At 45.1% G+C, this 1,715-nt stretch carries 1 protein-coding gene; it reads left to right on the top strand.

All coding sequences use genetic code 11. The features are described 5' to 3' along the window. Positions 1–1,715 (top strand): SusC/RagA family TonB-linked outer membrane protein (locus tag ACJ751_RS19555; protein WP_407747206.1); only part of this gene is annotated, 1,715 nt, incomplete at both ends.

A 1,715-nucleotide genomic window follows, 5' to 3' on the forward strand; every position in this document is an offset into this window, starting at 1 on the left:
AATGTAAATGTGTTTGGCACTCGTATCAGTGTCACCGCCGATGTAACAGGAACTTTCCGCATTCCGGTTCCCTCTGAAAATTCCGTTCTTGTATTCAGCTTTGTAGGCTTTTTACAGAAGGAACAAAAAGTAGGAAGCGATTCTGCATTTAATATTTTGATGACCTACGACAATGCCGACCTTGACCAGGTGGTAGTAGTAGGTTATGGTACCTCTAAAAGAAGAGACCTTACCGGTGCGGTGTATTCGATTAAGCCGAACCAGGTAACAGCAGTTCCCGCTGCCAACCCGATGGAATCCTTGCAGGGTAAAATACCCGGTTTGGATATCAGCCGTCAAAGTGGTGCAGCCGGTTCTGGCATGAACATTCAGCTGCGTGGTAACAGAACGCTGGCCGGTAACGACAAGGGTCTTACTGGTAGCCAAACCAGCCCATTGTTCATTATAGATGGATTCCAGACCGGAAACATCGCTGACATCAACCCAAATGATATCGAGTCGGTGGAAGTGTTGAAAGACGCCTCTGCTACAGCTATTTACGGGTGGATGGGCGCCAATGGCGTTATCATCGTTACCACTAAAAAAGGTAAAGACCGTCCCAAGGTTTCTTACAATGGATACTATGGTATCAACGGTTATGCGCAATTCCCCAAAAGCAGAACTGGTGATGATTATATAAGACTGAGAAGAGAAGCCTGGAAAACCACTGGTGATTGGAACTCTGAAGCCGATGATGCAAAGATCTTTACAGCTTCGGAAATGGATGCTATAAAGAACAACCAATGGGTTGACTGGCAGGACCTGCTGGTGCGTAATGGCCATGAGCAAAGTCACTCTGCTTCTATCCAGTCTGGCGGCGATAAAACAAAAGTATTTTTCTCATCCGGTTATTATAAAGAAGAAGGTTTGTTGCGTGGTAACGACTATACCCGTTTCAATACCCGTTTGAACTATGATCAAAAGATCAGCAATGCGTTTAAAGCAGGTTTGTTAACCCAGTTTACCTGGAGCAATCAAAATTCCCGCCCCGACCCCTTGAACTATGCTACTACAAACATTGATCCGCTGGGAGTTCCTTATAACGCCGATGGCAGCATTAACTGGGTGCCTTTAGCTGGTTTTCCTAACGTTAAGAACCCGTTGGGAGATGAAGCACCTGGTGCGTATAAAAACAATACCATCAAAGGCGCATTAACAGTGAATGGTTATTTGGAAATAACCCCTATCACAGGTTTGACATTCCGCTCTAACCTGGGTACCAACCTGGTGTTCGACCGCAAGGGCCTGTACACGGATTCGCTGTCTTACACTAACTATGCAAAGGGCAATAAAGCACAACAAGAAACTGATTTCAATCGCTTTTATAACTGGGATAATATCCTGACCTATAATAAAAAGATAGGCGAGCATAATATCACGCTTACAGCGCTTACCAGCTTTACACGTACTGATAACGATTATTTAAGAGCTGGTGGTAGTAGACAGGCGTTGCCTTCTTTCCAGTATTTTAACCTGGGAGCCACTGAAGCGGCAAACCGTGATCTTGCTTCCATTTATACAAAAGGCGTCACCATGTCATATGCAGGCCGTGTGAATTATACGTTCCAGGGTAAATACCTGTTAACGGCGTCAATTCGTGCGGATGGTGTATCCCGTCTTTCTCCCGGTAATAAATGGGATTACTTCCCTTCTGCCGGTATTGGTTGGAATATTCA

The organism is Niastella sp., from assembly GCF_045805085.1.
Taxonomy (GTDB): Bacteria; Bacteroidota; Bacteroidia; order Chitinophagales; family Chitinophagaceae; genus Niastella.